At 72.3% G+C, this 18,575-nt stretch carries 18 protein-coding genes and 1 pseudogene; 11 read left to right on the top strand and 8 right to left on the bottom strand.

The window, feature by feature from the left end:
• Positions 1 to 130: 130 nt before the first annotated feature.
• Positions 131 to 1,786: a streptophobe family protein gene (locus tag AB0I49_RS29885; protein ID WP_363230238.1), complete on the bottom strand. Its 1,656-nt coding sequence runs from the start codon at positions 1,784 to 1,786 to the stop codon at positions 131 to 133.
• Positions 1,787 to 2,006: 220 nt separating this feature from the next.
• Between AB0I49_RS29885 and AB0I49_RS29880 the strand changes: the two genes are divergently transcribed.
• On the top strand, positions 2,007 to 4,673 hold the full coding sequence (locus AB0I49_RS29880) for an FHA domain-containing protein (protein WP_363230237.1): 2,667 nt from the start codon (positions 2,007 to 2,009) through the stop codon (positions 4,671 to 4,673).
• Between the two features lie 100 nt (positions 4,674 to 4,773).
• On the opposite strand, the gene AB0I49_RS29875 is transcribed toward AB0I49_RS29880, so the two are convergent.
• The 4 genes and pseudogenes from AB0I49_RS29875 to AB0I49_RS29860 all read right to left on the bottom strand — a co-directional run.
• Positions 4,774 to 5,511 carry a transglycosylase SLT domain-containing protein gene (locus tag AB0I49_RS29875; protein ID WP_363230236.1) on the bottom strand — a complete coding sequence of 246 codons (738 nt, stop codon included), beginning with the start codon at positions 5,509 to 5,511 and terminating at the stop codon, positions 4,774 to 4,776.
• A 331-nt stretch (positions 5,512 to 5,842) separates the two neighbouring features.
• Positions 5,843 to 6,544 (bottom strand): nitroreductase family protein, encoded by a 702-nt coding sequence (locus AB0I49_RS29870; RefSeq protein WP_363230235.1) that lies wholly within the window; start codon positions 6,542 to 6,544, stop codon positions 5,843 to 5,845.
• Positions 6,545 to 6,576: 32 nt separating this feature from the next.
• Positions 6,577 to 7,647: an S-adenosylmethionine:tRNA ribosyltransferase-isomerase gene (locus AB0I49_RS29865; protein ID WP_363230234.1), complete on the bottom strand. Its 1,071-nt coding sequence runs from the start codon at positions 7,645 to 7,647 to the stop codon at positions 6,577 to 6,579.
• A 128-nt stretch (positions 7,648 to 7,775) separates the two neighbouring features.
• Positions 7,776 to 8,501, bottom strand: a pseudogene (locus AB0I49_RS29860) (SDR family oxidoreductase); the annotation flags it as partial.
• A 193-nt stretch (positions 8,502 to 8,694) separates the two neighbouring features.
• On the opposite strand from AB0I49_RS29860, the gene AB0I49_RS29855 reads away from it, so the two are divergent.
• The 4 genes from AB0I49_RS29855 to AB0I49_RS29840 all read left to right on the top strand — a co-directional run bounded on the left by AB0I49_RS29855 (position 8,695) and on the right by AB0I49_RS29840 (position 11,424).
• Positions 8,695 to 9,852 carry a GAF domain-containing sensor histidine kinase gene (locus tag AB0I49_RS29855; RefSeq protein WP_363230233.1) on the top strand — a complete coding sequence of 386 codons (1,158 nt, stop codon included), beginning with the start codon at positions 8,695 to 8,697 and terminating at the stop codon, positions 9,850 to 9,852.
• The gene (locus tag AB0I49_RS29850) at positions 9,845 to 10,525 is read left to right on the top strand and encodes a response regulator transcription factor (protein ID WP_363230232.1); all 681 of its coding nucleotides are present in this window, start codon (positions 9,845 to 9,847) and stop codon (positions 10,523 to 10,525) included. Before AB0I49_RS29855 ends, AB0I49_RS29850 begins: the two co-directional genes overlap by 8 nt.
• A 197-nt stretch (positions 10,526 to 10,722) precedes the next feature.
• Positions 10,723 to 10,968, top strand: a complete 246-nt coding sequence (locus AB0I49_RS29845; protein WP_363230231.1) for a chaplin — start codon at positions 10,723 to 10,725, stop codon at positions 10,966 to 10,968.
• Between the two features lie 198 nt (positions 10,969 to 11,166).
• Complete coding sequence (locus AB0I49_RS29840; RefSeq protein WP_363230230.1) at positions 11,167 to 11,424, top strand: chaplin; 258 nt, start codon at positions 11,167 to 11,169, stop codon at positions 11,422 to 11,424.
• A 103-nt stretch (positions 11,425 to 11,527) separates the two neighbouring features.
• On the opposite strand, the gene AB0I49_RS29835 is transcribed toward AB0I49_RS29840, so the two are convergent.
• On the bottom strand, positions 11,528 to 12,346 hold the full coding sequence (locus AB0I49_RS29835; protein ID WP_363230229.1) for a hypothetical protein: 819 nt from the start codon (positions 12,344 to 12,346) through the stop codon (positions 11,528 to 11,530).
• A gap of 110 nt (positions 12,347 to 12,456) precedes the next feature.
• On the opposite strand from AB0I49_RS29835, the gene AB0I49_RS29830 reads away from it, so the two are divergent.
• From AB0I49_RS29830 to AB0I49_RS29820, 3 genes are all read left to right on the top strand, one after another.
• Positions 12,457 to 13,248, top strand: coding sequence for an ABC transporter ATP-binding protein (locus tag AB0I49_RS29830; RefSeq protein WP_363230335.1), 792 nt, complete (start codon positions 12,457 to 12,459; stop codon positions 13,246 to 13,248).
• An 82-nt stretch (positions 13,249 to 13,330) separates the two neighbouring features.
• A complete protein-coding gene (locus AB0I49_RS29825) occupies positions 13,331 to 13,753 on the top strand; it encodes an NfeD family protein (RefSeq protein ID WP_363230228.1) in 423 nt (140 codons plus the stop codon).
• A gap of 85 nt (positions 13,754 to 13,838) precedes the next feature.
• Entirely contained in the window at positions 13,839 to 14,792 is a 954-nt protein-coding gene (locus AB0I49_RS29820; protein WP_363230227.1) for an SPFH domain-containing protein, read from the top strand.
• A gap of 71 nt (positions 14,793 to 14,863) precedes the next feature.
• On the opposite strand, the gene AB0I49_RS29815 is transcribed toward AB0I49_RS29820, so the two are convergent.
• Together AB0I49_RS29815 and AB0I49_RS29810 are read right to left on the bottom strand one after the other, a co-directional pair.
• On the bottom strand, positions 14,864 to 15,367 hold the full coding sequence (locus AB0I49_RS29815; RefSeq protein WP_363230226.1) for an HNH endonuclease: 504 nt from the start codon (positions 15,365 to 15,367) through the stop codon (positions 14,864 to 14,866).
• Positions 15,368 to 15,786: 419 nt separating this feature from the next.
• Positions 15,787 to 16,326: a YbhB/YbcL family Raf kinase inhibitor-like protein gene (locus AB0I49_RS29810; protein WP_363230225.1), complete on the bottom strand. Its 540-nt coding sequence runs from the start codon at positions 16,324 to 16,326 to the stop codon at positions 15,787 to 15,789.
• A gap of 90 nt (positions 16,327 to 16,416) precedes the next feature.
• On the opposite strand from AB0I49_RS29810, the gene AB0I49_RS29805 reads away from it, so the two are divergent.
• The 3 genes from AB0I49_RS29805 to AB0I49_RS29795 all read left to right on the top strand — a co-directional run bounded on the left by AB0I49_RS29805 (position 16,417) and on the right by AB0I49_RS29795 (position 18,069).
• Positions 16,417 to 16,881, top strand: a complete 465-nt coding sequence (locus AB0I49_RS29805; protein ID WP_363230224.1) for a ribonuclease domain-containing protein — start codon at positions 16,417 to 16,419, stop codon at positions 16,879 to 16,881.
• Positions 16,878 to 17,309, top strand: coding sequence for a barstar family protein (locus AB0I49_RS29800; RefSeq protein WP_363230223.1), 432 nt, complete (start codon positions 16,878 to 16,880; stop codon positions 17,307 to 17,309). The genes AB0I49_RS29805 and AB0I49_RS29800 overlap by 4 nt, the downstream gene beginning before the upstream one ends.
• Positions 17,310 to 17,418: 109 nt before the next feature.
• The gene (locus AB0I49_RS29795) at positions 17,419 to 18,069 is read left to right on the top strand and encodes a DNA-3-methyladenine glycosylase (protein WP_363230222.1); all 651 of its coding nucleotides are present in this window, start codon (positions 17,419 to 17,421) and stop codon (positions 18,067 to 18,069) included.
• The last annotated feature ends 506 nt before the right edge of the window (positions 18,070 to 18,575 follow it).

Here is an 18,575-nt window from a genome sequence, read left to right as displayed (position 1 = left end):
CGGCCCGTCCGGAGACCCCCGCGAACGCCCGAAAGAGGGGCGGCCGACCGGCCCGGCGCGAGCTATCTCTGGAGACGACGGCCGGCCCCCTTTCGAGTAGGCGGCCGGAATGCCGCGCCCCCCCGATCCCTCAGCCCCGAGGCCCCGGCGGTCCCTCCGGGCGGCCAGGCGCCGGAGGCGGCGGTGGCGGAGGCGGTGGGGCCTCTCTCGGCGGGCGGCGGCGCGGGGGCGGTTTGGGGGCGGCGGTTCGGGTCGGGGTCGTGTAGGGGTCGTCCTTGGCGGGGCGCAGATACGGGTTCGTCTCGTCGTGCGGGCGGTAGGCGGGGGAGGGGTTGTACGGGCCCGGCCCGTACGCCAGATTCGGATAGGTGCGCGAGCGGTCGGGGTCCGGCCCGACCGCGCCGCCGCCGTCGCCCCGCCCCCGCGCGTACGGAGCGGCCCACCGCCCCGCGGCCCCCGTCGCACACGCCAGCAGGGCGCCGACCGCCCCGGCCGCCGCTCCCCAGGCCGCGCCCAGCGGCAGCGCCGCGACCCCGTTCCCGTGCAGGTCGAGCCCGGCCCCGAACGCGTCGAACCCCAGCACCGACAGGCTCGCGTCCGCCTTCACCCTCGTCAGCCGCACCAGCAGCGGCAGCGTGAGCGCCGTCACCGTGCCCAGCCACACCGCCGACCGCACCGCGAAGGCGAGCGGCCGCAGCCCGTTCCGGGGGGTGCGGGCCGCCGCGAGCAGCCCCGTGGCCAGCATCGTCAGCACGCACGCGACGACCAGCAGCCACACCCGCCCGTCCAGCTCCGCCAGCCGCCCCACCGTCACCGACTCGTCCGTCTTCGAACCGAGCAGCTTGTCGAGCGGGTCGGGCAGCAGCCGCACCAGGACGCCGCTCGCACTGCCGTGCCAGGGCACGAAGAGCCCGATCGGAATGCCCAGCCAGACCCCGTTCGGCGCCGCGAGCACGGCGGAGCCGAGCACCCGGCGCGGGTGGTCGTCGCCGATCGCCGCGTACACGGCCGCCGCGAGCCCGGCGCAGACCGCGAGCACCAGGGCCGCGCGCAGCGCCGACGCCGCCGGCCGTACGGTCCGGTGCAGCGCCTCCCAGCCGCGCGGCAGCGGCGTGGAGCGGGACGAGAGCAGCGCGATCAGCAGCACCGCGAGGACCCACAGCGCGCCCCCGAGCAGCGAGGCCCCGGTCCGTACGCTGAAGCCGACGGCGGCCTTGGCGTTCGCGAGGTCGGCGAGCCCGTTCGTCAGCCCGCCGCCGAGGTCCCCGAGGTCGCCGAGGCCCGGGATCTCGATGCCCGTGCGCCCGCCGGCGATCTTGTCGAGGCCCAGCTCCGAGCCGTCGATCGTGACGGTGTCCGAACCGGCCCAGGCGAGCACCCCGAGCAGGACGAGGAAGAGCACGGCCACGGTCGCCGCCCGCGCCGCCAGCTCCCCGCCCCGGATCGTCGCGCCGGCGGCCCGCAGCGACCGCAGGAACACCCAGCCGAGGACGAGCGCGCCGGCCAGGCTCACGCCCAGTGGCGCGATATCGATGGCGGTGCGCGCCTGCGCGCCCTCCAGACCGAAGGCCTTGAGGTCGCCGGAGGGGGTGACGGACCCGCCGACGGCGAGCACCACGGCGGCCGCGGTCATCGGCCCGAGCCGGCCCGTGCCGTCCGCACCGAGCAGCTTCAGGCCGAGCGCCGCCACCGCCGCCATCGCCAGGAAGGCCCAGCTCACCGCCGCTATGGAGGTCAGGACGATATCCGCGCCGCGCGCCGGCCGCCTGCCGCTGCTGGTGGTCATCACGCCCCCGATCCACCTCGGTTGCCCGGATACCCGCGACCCGCGCGTATCCGGGGGCGGTTACTACTCTCCGGGGGTGTTCCGGTTGCGTCAACGGGCCCCTGTTACCCGGCCCTGATCAATGCCGACTTTCAGATGAGGGACTGTCCCTGAAATAGTTCCTCCCGATGTTCGCCATCCCTAGACTCCCTGTCGTGGGGGGTAATTCGGGGGACAAGTAGTGGGGCATGGAGTGCCGGAACTCGTACTGGAATTGAACGGACAGACCTGGACACTCGATCCATCCAGGTCATATACCCTCGGACGGGATCCGCAGGGGGACATGGCGATCGAGGACGCGCGGGTCTCATGGCGGCACGCCACCGTCCGCTGGGACGGCCGCAGTTGGGTCATCGAGGACCATGGGAGCACCAACGGCACGTACGTGCAGGGGCAGCGCGTCCAGCGGATGGAGATCGGCCCCGGCTCGACCGTCCATCTCGGAAACGCGACCGACGGCCCGCGGCTGATCCTCTCCGGCGCGGCCGCCGCGGCGCCGGGCTCGGGGCTCCCCGGCGGGCGGCAGGCGAGCGCGGCCCAGCCGGCGAACGCCGCCCCGCCGCAGGTCGCGCCGGGAATGCAGGGAATACAGGGAGCACAGGGAGCGCAGGGCACGCCGGGGGCGCAGGCCCCGGCCCCGCAGCACCAGCAGCCCGGCCCCGGCTGGGGCCGGCAGCCCGCGCCGCACCAGCAGGCGCACCCGCAGCCCGTACCGCCGCAGGCCGGCTGGCAGCAGGCGCAGCACCAGATGCCGCCCCAGCACCAGCCGCCCCAGCAGGCGTACGTACCCGCGCAGCAGCAGCCGCCGGGCATGGGCGGCCAGGCGGCCCCGGCGGCCCACGGCGACCGCAGCCCCACCACCTTCCATCAGCTGGCGCTGGGTCGGGTGATGCGCATCGGCCGCGCGCTGGAGAATGAACTGGTCGTTTCCGACCTTCAGGTATCCCGATATCACGCCGAATTCAAGGCCGCCCCGGATGGCCGCTTCGAAATCGTCGACCTCGGCAGTCACAACGGCACCTATGTCAATGGGCAGCCGGTCCGCCATCAGATCATCGGCCCGAACGACATCGTCGGAGTCGGCCACTCCACTTTCCGGTTGGTCGGGGACCGGCTGGAGGAATTCGTCGACACCGGCGAGGTCTCCTTCTCGGCCCGCCATCTGACGGTCACCGTCGCCGAGAACAAGACCATCCTCAAGGACGTCTCCTTCGGCGTCCCCGAGAAGTCCCTGATCGCGGTCATCGGCCCGTCGGGCTCCGGCAAGTCCACCCTGCTGCGCGCCCTCACCGGCTACCGCCCCGCCGACCGGGGCGAGGTCCTCTACGACAACCGGAACCTCTACAAGCAGTTCGCCGAGCTGCGCCAGCGCATCGGCCTGGTCCCGCAGGACGACATCCTGCACAAGGAGCTCAGTGTCCGAAAAGCGCTGCGGTACGCGGCCAAGCTCCGCTTCCCCGGCGACACCGCCGAGAACGAGCGCGAGGCCCGGATAGGCGAGGTGCTGCGCGAGCTCAAGCTCGACCTCCACGCAGACAAAAAGGTGCACTCCCTCTCCGGCGGCCAGCGCAAGCGCGTCTCCGTCGCCCTGGAGCTGCTCACCAAGCCGTCGCTGATCTTCCTGGACGAGCCGACCTCCGGCCTCGACCCGGGCATGGACCGCGACGTCATGCAGCTGCTCCGCGGCCTCGCCGACGACGGCCGCACCGTCCTGGTCGTCACCCACTCCGTGGCCGAGCTCGCCCTTTGCGACAAGCTCCTGGTGATGGCCCCCGGCGGCTCGGTCGCCTACTTCGGCCCGCCCGACGAGGCGCTGAACTTCTTCGGCTACGGCACCTGGGCCGATGTCTTCTCCGCCTTCGAGAACTACCGCGACTACGACTGGTCGGGCCGCTGGCGCGGCTCGCAGCACTACCAGATGTACGCCGCCGACCTGGACGCCGCCGCACCCCAGCAGGCGTACGCGCAGCACGCCCCGCCGCCGGCCCGCGTCCCCAAGCCGCAGAGCTGGGGCTCCCAGCTCTGGACGCTGATGCGCCGCTATGTCTCGGTCATCGCCTCCGACCGCGGCTTCATGGGGCTGATGGTGATCCTGCCCGCCGTGCTCGGCGGGGTGAGCTGCGTGATCCCCTCCGACTTCGGGCTGGGCGCGCCGACGAAGGGCCGCTTCAACCAGGACGCGGGCACCATCCTGCTGATCCTCGCGGTCGGCATGTGCTTCTCCGGCGCCGCCAACTCCGTCCGCGAGCTGATCAAGGAGCGGGTGATCTACGAACGGGAACGGGCCGTCGGCCTGTCCCGCTCCGCCTATCTGATGTCCAAGGTGATCGTCCTCGGCGTGATCACCGCGATCCAGGGCGTCATCCTCTGCGCGATCGGCTTCTCGATCCGCGCGCTGCCCGAGGAGGGCGTCGTCCTCGCCGGCCTCCCGGCCGTGGAGCTGTGTCTGGTGATCATCGCCCTCGGCTTCACCTCGATGATGATCGGCCTCGTGATCTCCTCGCTGGTCAAGACCGCCGAGAAGACGATGCCGCTGCTGGTGATGTTCGCGATCGTCCAGGTCGTCTTCACCGGCATCATGTTCAAGATCTACGACTCGCCCGGCGTCGAGCAGATCGCCTGGCTGATGCCGTCCCGCTGGGCGGTCGGCGCCGCGGGCGCGACGCTGGACCTGACGCACATCATGTCCCCGATGGACAAGGACGACCCGACCAACCTCGACCCGCTGTGGGAGCACTCCGCGGCGGTCTGGGGCCTGGACATGGCCGTGCTCATCGCCCTCGGCGTCGTCTGCGGCCTCGCGGTCGCCAGGCTGCTGCGCCGCCACGAGCCGGAGGTCATGCGCTAGCGGACATGGCGCAGGGCCCGTACGGACGTCCGTACGGGCCCTGCGCCATGTGGGAGCCGGGGCCGGTCTCTGCCGACGGCCTCGACCGGTCTCGACCGGCTCAGTAGGCCGAGTTCACGTTGTCCATCGAGCCGTACCGGTCGGCCGCGTACTTGCAGGCGGCGGTGATGTTGGCGACCGGGTCGTAGATGTCCCAGGACGTGCCGGCCACGTGGTACTGCTTGAAGGTCGGGTCGATGACCTGCAGCAGGCCCTTGGACGGGATGCCGGCGACGGCGTTCGAGTCCCAGTTGTTGATGGCCTGCGGGTCGCCCGTGGACTCGCGCATGATGTTGCGCTTGAGGCCCTCGTAGCTGCCGGGTATGCCCTGCTCGTGCAGGATGTCGAGCGACTGGCGGATCCAGCCGTCGAGGTTGTTCGCGTACTGGGGCTTGGGAGCGGTCGCCGGAGCGGCGGCGCGCTTCTCCGAGCGGTTCGCGGCGCCCTTGCCGGAGCGCTCCTCGCCGGCCTTCGCCTTGGCGTCGGCGGCGGCCTTCTTCGCGTCGGCCTCCGACTTCTTCTTGGCGTCGGCCGCCTTGACCCGGGCCTCGTCCTTCGCCTGCGCGGCGAGCGAGCCGGACTGCTTGACCAGCGCTTCCTGCTGGATCTTGGTGCCGAACGTGGTGGAGTCCTGGGCGACGGGCTTGACCGCGATCGACTGCGTGTCGCCGTTGGCCTCGGCCGAACCGGGCACAGCCGCGAAGGTCACGGCGGCGACACCGGCAGCGGCGATGCCGGCGACGGAGAACTTGTGGACCTTGGAGAGACGGCTGTAGCCAGGAATGGTGGGGACGGGCATGCGGGGGTGACCTCTTCCAATCGCTTGAGTCGCAGTGGCCGGATCGGCGCGGGGAACGCCGCTTCTCGATCGACGGCGCCCTGCGACTCGGCAATTGTTAGCGGCCGCAAAAAGCTGTGGCAAAGGTGTGACGTACTACCCGACTTCGTGGAACACGGGGGTGTTCGGGTCAGTGCGAACGCCCCGCATACCCGTTCGCAACCCCGTTATGCCTCCACTACTCCGGCTCGTAAGTGATCTGCGCCCTATGCGCGGGCTCACACCGGGCGCCCCCTGATCTCGCCCGGTGTGCGCGCACGACCGCGGAGCGTGTGCCCCCTGGGGGTGGATCTCAGAGCTCGACCATCACCTGGTCCAGGGACTTGCGGACCAGGTCCGGCACCTCGCAGTCCGCCGCCGGATAGCCGACGGGGAGTACCGCGAACGCCTTCTCGTTCACCGGGCGGCCCAGCACCTCGCCCAGGAAGCGCATCGGGCTCGGCGTGTGCACCAGCGCCGCCAGCCCCGACAGGTGCAGCGCGGAGAGCAGCATCCCGACCGCGATGCCGACCGACTCGTCCACGTAATAGTGCTTGCGCTTGGCGCCGTCCGGCCCCAGCCAGTACCGCTGCTGGAACACGACGATCAGCGCCGGAGCGTCCGTGAGGTGCGGTTTCACCTCGTCCGTGCCCAGCGGACGCAGCGCCGCCAGCCACTCCTGGCCGAGCCGCCCCTCATAGGAGAGGTGCTCCTCGGCCTCCGCGGCCTGCCGGATGCGCCGCCGCACCTCGGCGTCCTTCACCAGGACGAAGGTCCAGGGCTGCTGATGCGCGCCGGACGGCGCGGTGGCCGCGCAGGCGATGGCGTCCTTCACCACCTGCTCCGGCACCGCGTCGGTCGAGAACTGCCGTACGGTCCGCCGCTCGTCCATCCGCCGCCGCAGCTCGGCGGCGCGGGCGAGGGACTCGGCGGCGGGCATCCGGGCCGGCCGGTAGGGGACCGTCCGGTAGGGGTCGCCGTGCGTCGGGGTCCAATTCCTCGTCGGTGTAGACATGACCCAGAGTCTGATCGCCGGAAGGCTGATCATCAATGGGGCAGGATCAGCTGGATATCCCCGAACTCATGCCATAGATAGCCTTGTTCGATAGCTTCCGCATAGCTACTGCAAAGCAATTCCTGACCCGCCAGCGCCTCCAGCATCAGCAGATGCGACGCCTCCGGTTCATGCAGCCCCGTCAACAGCCCGTCCACCGCCCGCACTCCGCGCTCCGGCGTCACGACGAGATCCGTCCACCCCGCCGCGGCCCGCACCGCGCCGCCGGACCCGGACGGATCGGCCGCCGTCTCCAGCGCCCGTACCGCAGTCGTGCCCACCGCCACGATCCGGCCGCCGCCCGCCCGCGCCGCGTTCACCAGCCACGCCGTCGACGGCGGCACCGCGAACCGCTCCGGGTACGGCGGCTCGTGCGCCTCGCCCGACGCCACCCCCGTATGCAGCGACACCGGGGCGATCTGCACGCCGCGGCTCACCAGCCGCGCCACCAGGCGCGCGGTGAACGGGCGGGCCGCGCTCGGCATCTCCGCCGAGCCGTAGCCGTCGGCGTCGGGCACCGCGAAGACGTTCTGATACGCGGAGAGCGGCTGATCCCGTTCCGTATAGCCGTAGCGGATCGGCCGGCCGTGCCGGTGCAGCACCGCCTCCGCCTCCGCGGACGGCCGCACCCACCACAGCCGGTCGCCCGCCGGGTCCACCGGCCCCTCGAACACGAGCCGCAGCCCGTCCGGCAGCGTCACCACCGCCCACGTCAGGTCGCCCGTACGCCGCCGCGTCGTGCCGCGCCCGTCCGGCCGGCGCACCTCCACCGACCAGCGGCCGTCGTCCGCCCGCGTCGAGAAGTGCACCACCACGGGCTCCCCGCCGAGCCGGCCGTCCACCGCGGCGGGCAGCGTCCGCGAGGTGTTCACCACCAGTACGTCCCCGGCCCGCAGCAGCTCGGGCAGCTCGCGGAAGGCGTGGTGCGAGACACCGCCCCGGCCGCTCACCAGCAGCCGCACGTCGTCCCGGCGCAGCCCCGGCCCGCGCTGCTCGGCCGGAACCCGCGCCGACAGCTCCTCGGGCACCCGCGGTACGTCCCGCAGTCGTCCCCCCGCCTTCATCGCCCGCCCCCTCGCTCGTCCCCGGTCCGCCCGCCATCCGCTTCCGCCCGGCTGCCGCCCGTTCCGGACCGCGGAGCCGCGTCCAGGCTCCCGGCGGCGGCCCCGGCCGGCTCCCCTCCAGGGCCCGTCCGCCCGTCGGCGAGCAGCGCCGCCGCCTCGTACCGCCCGCTCGCCGGCCGCTCGTCCAGCAGCCGCAGGAAGGCCGGCGCCACCTCCGCCGGCAGCGCCCGCCCCGCGAGGTCCTCGCCGGGTTCCGCCGCCGCGTACAGGTCGGTGCGCATGTCGCCCGGATCGACCCACCAGACGCGCAGCGCCTCCTCCTCCACCGCGAGCACCGCGGACAGCTGCTCCAGCGCGGCCTTCGACGCGCCGTAGCCGCCCCACGTCCCGTACGCCCCGACCGCCGCGTCCGAACTGACGTCGATCACCGCGCCGCCCCCCGGCGCGGCCCGCAGCAGCGGCAGCGCCTGCTGCACCAGCCCCAGCGGCGCCACCACATTGGTCTCCAGCGCGGCCCGCAGCCCGTCCAGGGGGTGCGATTCCAGGGAGACCAGCGGTTCGGCGCCCAGCGCGCTCGCGTTGTTCACGAGCAGATCGAGCCCGCCGAGCCCCCGCGCGGCGGCCACCAGCTCGGCCCGGTGCCGCGCGTCCGTGACGTCCCCGGGCAGCGCGACCACCCGGCCGCGGACCCCTTCCTTCCCCCGCGCCCCTTCTGTCCCCAGCGCCGTGGCCGCGTCCCGCAGCGGCCCCGCCGACCTGGCGTCCAGCACCAGACTCCAGCCGCGCCCGGCCAGCGCCGCCGCCAGCGCGCGGCCCAGCCCCTTCGACGCCCCCGTGATGATCGCCACCGGCATGGACCCCATCCCCCTTCTCGTCCCACTCGTGTGCTCCGTACGTTCTGGAGCCACCGTAGGAATGCGCCGCCACCGCCCGCCTCGGCTGCCGGACCCACCCAGAGAAGGCACTTCGGCCTAGGTCACGAGAGGTAGGAGCCATGCCTCCGCAGGCCCGATACGCCCCCGCCCGGCCGCCGGTACGGTGACCCCCATGAGCAACGGAAACGGCCAGGGCCCGCCCACCGGCCTGGCCGCGGTGAGCACCGCTCTGCTGGCCATGAGCAGACACCTGGAGGTCCGCGACGTCCTCAAGACGATCGTGGTGTCCGCCCGCGAGCTGCTCGACGCCGAATACGCGGCGCTCGGCGTCCCCGACGACCACGGCGGCTTCGCCCAGTTCGTCGTCGACGGCGTCAGCGACGAGGAGTGGAAGGCCATCGGCCCGCTGCCCCGCCAGCACGGCATCCTCGCCTCGATGCTCCACCAGGCCACCCCCGAGCGCCTCGCCGACGTCCGTGAGGACCCCCGCTTCGGCGGCTGGCCCGCCGCGCACCCCGACATGTCCGACTTCATCGGCATGCCCGTGGCCGACGGCGACGAGGTGCTCGGCGCGCTCTTCCTCGCCAACAAGAGGTGCCCCAAGCCGGAGGGCGGCTGCGGCTTCACCGCGCAGGACGAGGAACTCCTGCACACGCTCGCCCAGCACGCCGCCATCGCGCTGACCAACGCCCGCCTCTACGAGCGCAGCCGCGAGCTGACCATCGCGGGGGAGCGGGCCCGTCTCGCCCACGAGCTCCACGACGCCGTCGCCCAGAAACTCTTCTCGCTGCGCCTGACCGCCCAGGCCGCGACCGCCCTCGTCGACCGCGACCCGGCCCGCGCCAAGGGCGAGCTGCAGCAGGTCGCCGCGCTGGCCGCCGAGGCCGCCGACGAGCTGCGCGCCGCCGTCGTGGAGCTGCGCCCCGCGGCTCTCGACGAGGACGGCCTCATCGCGACCCTGCGCACCCAGATCCAGGTGCTCGACCGCGCCCACACCGCCAGCGTCACCTTCGACGCGCACGGCGTACGGGCCCTGCCGGCCGCCCAGGAGGAGGCGCTGCTGCGGGTCGCGCAGGAGGCCCTGCACAACGCTCTGCGGCACTCCGGCGCCGACCGCGTCGACGTCACGCTCGTACGGCGCGGCCAGGGCGCGCTGCTGCGCGTCAGCGACGACGGCCGCGGCTTCGACCCGCTCGCGGTCCGGCGGGCCGGCCGCCACCTCGGCCTGGTGTCGATGCGGGACCGGGCGAGCGGGGCCGGCGGCAGGATGACCGTGAAGTCGGGGCCCGGCAAGGGCACCGCGATCGAGATGGAGGTGCCCGGTGGCTGAACACAGGGACGGCCCCGAGGCGGCCGCGGGCGACGGGCGCGCGATCCGGGTGCTGCTGGTCGACGACCACCAGGTGGTACGCCGCGGGCTGCGCACCTTCCTGGAGGTCCAGGACGACATCGAGGTGGTCGGGGAGGCCGCCGACGGAGACGAGGGCGTCGCCCGCGCCGAGGAGCTGCGGCCCGACGTCGTGCTGATGGACGTGAAGATGCCCGGCACCGACGGCATCGAGGCGCTGCGCAAGCTCCGCGGCCTCGACAACCCGGCGCGGGTCCTGATCGTCACCAGCTTCACCGAGCAGCGCACCGTGGTCCCCGCCCTGCGCGCGGGCGCGGCGGGCTACGTCTACAAGGACGTCGACCCGGAGGCGCTGGCCGGCGCCATCAGGTCCGTACACGCGGGGCATGTGCTGCTCCAGCCCGAGGTCGCCGGGGCGCTGCTGTCGCAGGACGAGGCGGGCGGCGGGCACGGGCGCGGCACGACGCTGACCGAGCGGGAGCGCGAGGTGCTGGGCCTGATCGCCGACGGCCGGTCCAACCGCGAGATCGCCCGGGCCCTCGTCCTCTCCGAGAAGACCGTCAAGACCCATGTCTCCAACATCCTCATGAAGCTCGACCTGGCGGACCGCACCCAGGCCGCCCTGTGGGCGGTACGGCACGGCATAGGCGCCTGACGGCCCTGAAGCCCTGAAAAGTCCTCGAAGCCCTGGTCACGCGGCTCATGCACGGCCGGGGCCCGTCGGCAGCACACTCGGGCAACTTCATACGGTCGTGTGAATGTCGGCCCGGCGGCGCAACTCGAATGGCCCAGCCCAGTTCTCCATGGCGCGCCGCGGCGATTGGCCGCGGCCACGCGAGGAGGATCTGAGAAGTGAAGAACATGAAGAAGCTCGCCGCCATCACGATCGCCGCCGGCGGTCTGGCCGTCGCCGGCGCGGGCGTCGCCTCGGCCCACGGCGGTGCGCACGCCGGCGGCGTCGCCAAGAACTCCCCGGGAGTCGCGTCCGGCAACTCCGTTCAGGTGCCGGTGCACGTCCCCGTGAACGCCTGCGGCAACTCGGTCAACGTGATCGGGGTGCTCAACCCGGTCTTCGGCAACACCTGCCTGAACCGCTAGCCGAGGCGTAGCGGCCCAGCCGCACACCACCGGCCCCCCGGACGCCGTCCGGGGGGCCGGACCCGTTCGCGGGGCCGAACGTTGATCCGATCGAGCGCAACCCGTACCCGACCCGTGTCATCCACGCGACGGGCGCGTTTGCCAGCGTGCGATCCCGCGGCCGGGGTCGTCGAACATCCAGCAGGAGGAACACTCTTCATGAACACTGCCAAGAAGGCGGCCCTGGTTCTCGCCACCGCCGGCCTCGCCGCGGGCGCCGCCGCCGGTTCCGCGTTCGCCAACGACAACGGGGGCGGCGGCGCCGTCGCGCACGGCGCCGCCGTCGGTTCCCCCGGCGTGCTCTCCGGCAACCTGGTCCAGGTGCCGGTGCACGTCCCGATCAACCTCTGCGGCAACTCGATCGACATCATCGGGCTGCTCAACCCGGCCTTCGGCAACACCTGCGTCAACCGCTGACCCAGGGCGCCCCGAAAGGCCCCGCGGACCGCTCACCGGTCCGCGGGGCCTTCCCGCGTTTCGGACCGAAGGCTTTCCGGGCCCGCCGAGCGGCGCCCCGCCCTCAGCGCCGGTCCCGCTCCCGCCCCTCCACGAACGCGTTGTACGCGGCGACCTGCGCCCTCCGGGCCGTACGCTCCACCGGCCGCAGCGCCTCCGCCCGCGCCGCCATCTCCGACGCGCTCACCGCCCCGCCGTGCTCACGGCCGTCGCCGCCCGTCCCGTGCGCGATCGCGATCAGCGCCCCCACCCGCTGCGCGAGCTCCAGCACCCGCGCCGCGCGCGCCGGATACCCCGGCGCCAGCACCTCCCGGCCGCGCTCGGCCCGCGCCCGGTACGCCTCCAGGGCCGCCTGCGCCACCGGCCCGGACCCCGCCACGTCCAGCCGGGAGAGCGCCTCGGTCGCCTCCCGCAGCGCCTCGGCCAGCTCCCGCTCCGCCTCCCCGAGCGAGGGCACGTCGGCGGGCGGCGCCTCCCGGACGGGCAGGCAGTCCCACACCACCTCGACATGCCGGTCCGCGGCCGGCACGTCCGCCGCCGGACCCGCCTCGCGCACCCGCGGTACGAGCCCGAGCGCCGCGCCCGCGGCGAGCACCGCCTCCTCGGCCTCCAGCGCCCGCGCGTTGAACTCCGGGGGGCCGCTCAGCCCCAGCGGATGGCCGGGCACCGGCAGCGCGACGCGCAGCCCGGCCGCCCCGAGCGCGCGCAGCCGCCCGAGCGCGAGGGTGAGTCCGACCGGCCCGGACTCGCCGGGCAGCCCGGCGACGCGGTGCGCGGTGTCGTCCCCCGTGATGTGATGCGCGGCGTCATCGGGCGGGACAAGTCCGGCAATGAGGGCGTTTCCCCACGCGGCAAGCCGCCCTGAGCGAGGTTCATCGAGCATGGCCCCCAGCCTAAGGACTGGCACTGACACCCGGTGGCGTAGGTTTTATACGGGGGCTGCGCCTACCGGCGCCCGCGACGATCGAGACTGCAATGGGAGACAACGCGCTCATGAGCGATGTGCTGGAGCTGGTGGACGTATCAGTGGTCCGCGAGGGCCGGGCTCTGGTGGACCAGGTCTCCTGGTCGGTCAAGGAGGGGGAGCGCTGGGTGATCCTCGGGCCCAACGGCGCCGGCAAGACCACCCTCCTCAATGTCGCCTCCAGCTACCTCTTCCCGACCAGCGGCACCACGAAGATCCTCGGCGAGCAGCTCGGCAAGGTCGACGTCTTCGAACTGCGTCCGCGCATCGGCATGGCGGGCATCGCCCTCGCCGACAAGCTGCCGCGCAGCCAGACCGTCCTGCAGACCGTGCTCACCGCCGCCTACGGCATGACCGCCGGCTGGCAGGAGCACTACGAGGACGTCGACGAGCAGCGCGCCCGCGCCTTCCTCGACGTGCTCGGCATGACCGAGTACACCGAGCGGAAGTTCGGCACCCTCTCCGAGGGCGAGCGCAAGCGCACCCTCATCGCCCGCGCGATGATGACCGACCCCGAGCTGCTCCTCCTCGACGAGCCCGCCGCCGGCCTCGACCTCGGCGGTCGCGAGGACCTCGTACGCCGCCTCGGCCGGCTCGCCCGCGACCCGCTCGCGCCCTCCATGGTGATGGTGACCCACCACGTCGAGGAGATCGCCCCCGGCTTCACCCACGTCCTGATGATCCGTCAGGGCAAGGTGCTCGCCGCCGGCCCCGTCGAACTCGAACTCACCTCCCGCAACCTCTCCCACTGCTTCGGCCTCCCTCTGGTCGTCTCCCGCAACGGAGACCGCTGGACCGCTCAGGGACTGCCGCTGGCCTGATCCGCCGTCATCGGCCGCCCCCGCCGCCCCGCCGCCCACAGCCGGTCTGTCCCGACCGGGCCCGCGCCCCTACGATGAACGCGTGGACTCATGGGTGTGGTGGCTCGTAGCCGCGGCGGGGCTGGGGATTCCCCTGGTCGTGACCGCGATGCCCGAATTCGGGATGCTCGCGGTCGGTGCGGTCGCCGCCGCGGTGACCTCGGCGCTCGGCGGTGGCACCGTGATGCAGTTCGTGGTGTTCGCCGTCGTCTCGGTCGCCCTGATCGCCGTCGTACGCCCGATCGCCGCCCGGCACCGCAAGCAGCGGCCGGAGCTGGCGAGCGGGGTCGAGGCGCTCAAGGGCCGCCAGGCCGTCGTCCTCGAACGGGTCGACCGCGGCAGCGGTCGCATCAAGCTCGCCGGCGAGATCTGGTCGGCGCGCTCCCTCGACGCCGACCAGAGCTACGAGGTGGGGGCCCAGGTGGACGTCGTCGAGATCGACGGCGCCACCGCTGTCGTGATGTGACCTCAACCCCTGCACGGCAGGGGCGAGTTCTGACAGAATCGATCTTCAGACAACCGGATCTGCAACCGAAGGCGCGGGGAGCACGTTGGAACCGATCATCATCGTCCTGATCATTCTGGTGGTGCTCGTCTTCATTGCGCTGATGAAGACGGTGCAGGTCATCCCGCAGGCGAGCGCCGCGATCGTCGAGCGGTTCGGCCGGTACACCCGCACGCTCAACGCCGGGCTGAACATCGTCGTCCCGTTCATCGACTCGATCCGCAACCGCATCGACCTCCGCGAGCAGGTCGTGCCGTTCCCCCCGCAGCCGGTGATCACCCAGGACAACCTGGTCGTCAACATCGACACCGTCATCTACTACCAGGTGACCGACGCCCGGGCCGCGACCTACGAGGTCTCCAGCTTCATCCAGGCCATCGAGCAGCTCACCGTCACCACCCTCCGCAACATCATCGGCGGCATGGACCTGGAGCGGACCCTCACCTCCCGCGAGGAGATCAACGCGGCGCTGCGCGGCGTCCTCGATGAGGCCACGGGCAAGTGGGGCATCCGCGTCAACCGCGTCGAGCTCAAGGCCATCGAGCCGCCGACCTCCATCCAGGACTCGATGGAGAAGCAGATGCGCGCCGACCGTGACAAGCGCGCCGCGATCCTCCAGGCCGAGGGCACCAGGCAGTCCGCGATCCTCACCGCGGAGGGCGAGAAGCAGTCCGCGATCCTGCGCGCCGAAGGTGAGGCCAAGGCCGCGGCCCTGCGCGCCGAGGGCGAGGCCCAGGCGATCCGTACGGTCTTCGAGTCCATCCACGCCGGGGACCCGGACCAGAAGCTGCTCTCCTACCAGTACCTCCAGATGCTCCCGAAGATCGCCGAAGGCGACGCCAACAAGCTCTGGATCGTCCCCAGCGAGATCGGCGACGCCCTCAAGGGACTCAGCGGCGCCGTCGGCAACATGGGCCTCCTCGGCGGCAATTCGGGCGGCGGCGGCGACGCGCCCGCCAGCCTCACCAAGCCGCGCCGCGAACAGCCCCCGCTCGACTGACCGTACGAGCCCCCGAACGGACACCACGTCCGGTCGCCCCGCCCCCGGCGGCGGCGACCGGACGTCGCGCGTTACGCGGGCACCGGCAGCCACTCCGGCAGCGCCGGCCCCTCCCGCACGCCCAGCGCGAGCACCAGCGCGTCCGACGGCGTCGGCTCGAACGGCCGGCTCAGCAGCCGCATCCCCGCCTGCTCCGGAGTCCGGTCCGCCTTGCGGTGGTTGTCCTCCGCGCACGCCGCGACCGTATTGAGCCAGGTGTCGCCGCCGCCGCGCGAACGCGGCAGCACGTGGTCCACGGTCGTGGCGCGCCGCCCGCAGTACGCGCACCGGTGCCGGTCACGCACCAGCACCCCCCGCCGCGACCACGGCGCCCGTCTTCGGAACGGCACCCGTACGTACCGGCTGAGCCTGATCACCAGCGGTACGGGCACCTCGACCGCCGCCGCGCGCACCCGCAGCCCGGGGTGCGCCTGCTCGACGACCGCCTTGTCCTGGAGCACGAGCACCACCGCCCGCCGCAGCGACACCGTCGCCAGCGGCTCGAAGCTCGCATTGAGCACCAGTGTCTCGCGCATCCCGTCCACCTCCCGGCCAACTCCCGCCCCAGCAGCGGGAACGGCACCACTGTGCCGGGCGACAGACCACGCGGACAACGCAATATCCGCATACCGGAAGGCGTACGAAAGATGAACGGGCGAAGGAGGCGCGGGCCAAGGGCGAACGGGCCCAGGGCGAACGGGAAAAGAAAACGCTCCGGGACCCTTCCCCCGTGAAATCAGGGACCCGGAGCGTTTGGCAGCAGGCGCGGACATACGGCACGGAGCCGCATTCCGGCGGACGGCCGACGCGCCCGAAGACACGCCCCACCGCCCCCGCCACTGCGGTACCCGCTGCCCGACGACAGTGGAGACGCGAGACATCTTCAGCCGTCGGCCACGTCCTACTGTGCGATCCCGGACGTCCGGGCGCAACGCATTTTCCGCCCGTACGGACCTCAGTCCGCCGCCGGAACCTCGTACTCGCCGATCAGCTCGGCCCGGCCCACCGTGTGGAACCGCAGATTGAAGCCCACCACGGCCGGCGACGCGTCCGCGTCCGGACCGAGCTTCGCCTGGTCCACGGCGTACACCGTGAACACATAGCGGTGCGGCCCGTCCCCGGGCGGCGGCGCGGCGCCGCCGAAGTCCCGCGTCCCGAAGTCGTTGCGCACATGCACCGCACCCTCGGGAAGCCCCTTCATGCCGCCCGAACCGGCCCCCGCCGGCAGCTCCGTCACCGACGCCGGAATGTCGAAGACCGACCAGTGCCAGAAGCCGCTGCCGGTCGGCGCGTCCGGGTCGAAACACGTGACGGCGAAGCTCTTCGTACCCGCCGGGAACCCCTCCCAGCGCAGATGCGGCGAGGTGTTCCCCCGGTCGAAGACCTGGCCGTCCGGGAGTGCCGCACCCGGCGTCACGTCGTCGCTCACCACCGTGAACGACGCCACCGGCGGATGGAAAGCGTGGGGCAACGGCCGTCGCTGCTGCTCGGACACGTCAAGACCTCCTATACGCGCTGTACGTGCGAATCGCTGGAGCCGCCAGCCTAGCGACGGCGCCCGGAGCGCTGCTGACACCATACGGAGGTGCTTCAACGCCTCTTTCACCACCACGTACGCGCTCTGACCGCCGCACTGGCCGCGCTGCTCCTGCTTCTGCTGCCCGCCTGCTCGTCGGACAAGCAGACCGACCGCACGTCGTCCTCGTCACACCATGCGGCCGCCTCGTCCCAGCCGGGATCCGCCGCCGGGGCCCCGGACTGGGCCAAGGGGATGAAGACCGTCCGCACGGACCGGCTGCCCGCGGAGGCCCGCAAGACCCTTCAACTCATCGACAAGGGCGGCCCGTTCCCGTACTCGAAGGACGGCACCGTCTTCGGGAACTACGAGAAGCGACTGCCGAAACAGAAGCGCGGCTACTACCACGAGTACACCGTCCCGACGCCTGGCGCCCGCAACCGCGGCGCCCAGCGCATCATCACCGGCGACCACGAAGAGCGCTACTACACCGCCGACCACTACAAGACCTTCGAAGCGGTGGTGCGCCCATGACCGGACTGCTGCCCGCCGCCGGCATCCCCGGCCTGCTGACCGGCGCCGTCGCGCCCGGCGTCTACCACTGGCACCCGCCGGTCTCCGTCCCCCGCACCGCGCACCACGCCGCCGAAGCCGGCTGGCGGCCCGCCGTACTGAACCTCCACGGCGTCACGGACAAGGACTCCTTCCTCGCCCGCTGCGCCGCCGACCTGGAACTGCCCGACTGGTTCGGCCACAACTGGGACGCCCTCGCCGACTGCCTCACCGACCTCTCCTGGTGGGGCGAGGCCCGCGGCTACCTCCTGCTCGTCGAGGGCTGGGCCGCCTTCCGCACCGCGGCGCCCGAGGACGCCGCCGTCGCGGCGGACATCTTCGCCGAGTCGGTGAACCACTGGGCCGGCGGCGGCTCACCGATGACCGTGCTGCTGGCCGCGGACTCCTGAGGCCCGATGACACCAAGGGGGCGCGCCGCCCGTACGCACACGAGCGACGAGCCCCCTCGTCCCCCGCGTCCACCCGGCGCTTCGCGGGGTTCCAGTAGCCTTGATCCGCATGATTGACGCACCGGAGCGGGCCCCACTCACCCGCGACTTCTTCGACCGTCCCGTGCTGGAGGTGGCGCCGGACCTCTTGGGGCGCACGCTCGTACGCATGACGCCGGACGGCCCGATCGAACTCCGCCTTACAGAGGTCGAGGCGTACGCGGGCCAGGCCGACCCGGGATCGCACGCCTATCGCGGCCGCACCGCGCGCAACGCCTCGATGTTCGGTCCGCCCGGACACGCGTACGTCTACTTCATCTACGGCATGTGGTTCAGCCTCAACCTGGTGTGCGGCCCCGAGAACACCGCGAGCGGCGTCCTGCTGCGCGCCGGCGAGGTGACGACCGGCGCGGAACTGGCCGCCGAGCGGCGCCCCAAGGCACGCAACGCCAAGGAGCTGACGAAGGGCCCCGCCCGCCTGGCCACCGCCCTGGACATCGACCGATCCCTCAACGGCACCGACATCTGCGCCGGTCCGCGGGCTCCGTTGTCGGTCTTGACCGGCGCCCCGGCCCACCCGGCACTGATCCGCAACGGCCCCCGTACGGGCGTCAGCGGCGAGGGCGGCGTCCACCCCTGGCGCTACTGGATCGACGGCGACCCGACGGTCAGCCCGTACCGTGCCCACACCCCGCGCCGTCGCCGCACACCCGCCGCTTGACTCCGAGCCCCGAGCCGCCTAACGTGGCCCGAGCCGCTTGAGACGGACAGCGCTGTGTGCGCGGACCGCAGAGCGGCACAACCACTACTACGAGGACCTTCCCAAACCGGGGCCTTATTCGGCTGTGCCGAAAATTGCTCCGATCGGCTCGATTATGAGTCGCCGGGGGAATCCGCTAAAGTAGTGACCACGCCGAAAGGCGCGGAACAAACCCCCTCCGACGGGGGATCGGAAATGAAATCCGACCGGAAACGGAACGGAAAACGGATCTGATAGAGTCGGAAACGCAAGAACGAAGGGAAGCGCCCGGAGAGACCGGTGAAACGGTCACGAAGGAAGCGTCCGTTCCTTGAGAACTCAACAGCGTGCCAAAAGTCAACGCCAGACTATAAAACACCCCGGGCAGGACAGTCTGTTCTGCTTGAGGTTCCTTTGAAAAGTCCACCGCAGCCTTCGTGGCTGGGGTGGCGATTACAGCGAGGACGCTGTGCGCGACCGGGCTTATT

The sequence above is a fragment of the Streptomyces sp. NPDC050617 genome (genome assembly GCF_040654795.1).
In the GTDB taxonomy this organism is placed as follows: Bacteria; Actinomycetota; Actinomycetes; order Streptomycetales; family Streptomycetaceae; genus Streptomyces.
This window is presented reverse-complemented; position numbering and strand designations above follow the sequence as displayed.

Bases quoted from the DNA above. Each gene is read 5' to 3' on its own strand.
- AB0I49_RS29885 (WP_363230238.1), bottom strand. From the start codon at position 1,786: ATGACCACCAGCAGCGGCAGGCGGCCGGCGCGCGGCGCGGATATCGTC.
- AB0I49_RS29875 (WP_363230236.1), bottom strand. From the start codon at position 5,511: ATGCCCGTCCCCACCATTCCTGGCTACAGCCGTCTCTCCAAGGTCCAC.
- AB0I49_RS29870 (WP_363230235.1), bottom strand. From the start codon at position 6,544: ATGTCTACACCGACGAGGAATTGGACCCCGACGCACGGCGACCCCTAC.
- AB0I49_RS29865 (WP_363230234.1), bottom strand. From the start codon at position 7,647: ATGAAGGCGGGGGGACGACTGCGGGACGTACCGCGGGTGCCCGAGGAG.
- AB0I49_RS29855 (WP_363230233.1), top strand. From the start codon at position 8,695: ATGAGCAACGGAAACGGCCAGGGCCCGCCCACCGGCCTGGCCGCGGTG.
- AB0I49_RS29840 (WP_363230230.1), top strand. From the start codon at position 11,167: ATGAACACTGCCAAGAAGGCGGCCCTGGTTCTCGCCACCGCCGGCCTC.
- AB0I49_RS29835 (WP_363230229.1), bottom strand. From the start codon at position 12,346: ATGCTCGATGAACCTCGCTCAGGGCGGCTTGCCGCGTGGGGAAACGCC.
- AB0I49_RS29830 (WP_363230335.1), top strand. From the start codon at position 12,457: ATGAGCGATGTGCTGGAGCTGGTGGACGTATCAGTGGTCCGCGAGGGC.
- AB0I49_RS29815 (WP_363230226.1), bottom strand. From the start codon at position 15,367: ATGCGCGAGACACTGGTGCTCAATGCGAGCTTCGAGCCGCTGGCGACG.
- AB0I49_RS29800 (WP_363230223.1), top strand. From the start codon at position 16,878: ATGACCGGACTGCTGCCCGCCGCCGGCATCCCCGGCCTGCTGACCGGC.
- AB0I49_RS29795 (WP_363230222.1), top strand. From the start codon at position 17,419: ATGATTGACGCACCGGAGCGGGCCCCACTCACCCGCGACTTCTTCGAC.